General features: G+C 53.2%; 1 protein-coding gene. It reads right to left on the bottom strand.

What is annotated here, in order from left to right; translation table 11 throughout:
• Positions 1–2: 2 nt before the first annotated feature.
• Complete coding sequence (locus GFD32_RS13195) at positions 3–965, bottom strand: IS1595 family transposase (RefSeq protein WP_139839344.1); 963 nt, start codon at positions 963–965, stop codon at positions 3–5.
• Between the last annotated feature and the right edge of the window lie 82 nt (positions 966–1,047).

The raw sequence follows: 1,047 nt of genomic DNA, 5'->3' as shown, positions 1-1,047 counted from the left end.
GGCTATGTTGGTATCTGTTGTTGGTCTGCGCCTATCGCTGCGCGAAACCACGCCTCCTCTGCTGGCTTCGCGGTTTCAAACAGCCGCCGCCATGCCAGGTAATTGGGTAAGTACGCGGTCCCCACCCCATGAAAGCGCGCCATCCAGCCCTTCAATCGGCTCATATAGCTATTGACGTTCTGAATGTGGTATTCCTTGCCGAGCACTCGCTGATTATCGAGTGTGATCAGTCGATGATGAGCAATGCCGTGGTCGGCAGAGAAAGTCCTATACCAGCTGTGCCCGTCCGAACATAAAATCGAGTCACGGTCGATGATCGGTAAAAGGAATTCATGAACAGTGGATTTCTGGAGCGCCGGTTCCACCAAATCACTGATCTTTCCGTTTCGGTCTCTCGCAATAAGCACTTGAATCTTTTGTTCTTTTTTCTTCATACTGCCTTGCCCGCCGCGCTTTCGAGGTCTGCGGTGAGTGATCTTGCGCTTCCCTTTGCAGGACTCTAGGAAGACGGTTTCGTCTACCTCGATGATGCCGGATAGTGGGTTGGCGTTGTCTTGAGCACTCCTTTTCAGGAAGCGATGTCGCCAGTGGAAAGCCGTTTTCAAATCGATGCCTACTCGGGCCGCCGAGACGCGTAACGTCAGGCTGTCTCGCATGCAACGTAGGTAGTCGAACCATTTGTCGCGGTGCTGCAGTTTGGCCAGAGGCGTGCCTGTCAGGGCGTTGAACGTCTTGTGACAATCGGGATTCCGGCACCGATATCGCTGTAGGCCACCGCTGCGTCCCCACTTGGCAGGGTGTTCACTGCCACAGTGCGGGCATGGAAGGTGAGGTCTGACGGTTTCGAGCAGGGTGTCCGCTTGGGAGCTTATTTGACCAAGTAGCTGATCTGCAAGGTATTTTTTGAGATCAACAGGGAGAGAAGCCAGGGTCTGCTCAAGGGCTATGAGGTCTGCTTGCTTCATGGTGTGCTCCAGAGGCAAACTGCATATACAGTAGTTTATACAGTATTTTTGAAGCACGCCAACAGCAGATACCAACATAGCC

It is taken from the genome of Halomonas faecis (assembly GCF_010993975.1).
GTDB lineage: Bacteria > Pseudomonadota > Gammaproteobacteria > Pseudomonadales > Halomonadaceae > Halomonas > Halomonas faecis.
The sequence above is the reverse complement of the archived record's forward strand: the minus strand, read 5'-3'. Positions and strand labels throughout refer to the sequence as shown.

Excerpts from the sequence above, each read along its gene's own strand:
- GFD32_RS13195 (WP_139839344.1), bottom strand. The coding sequence starts at position 965 with ATGAAGCAAGCAGACCTCATAGCCCTTGAGCAGACCCTGGCTTCTCTC.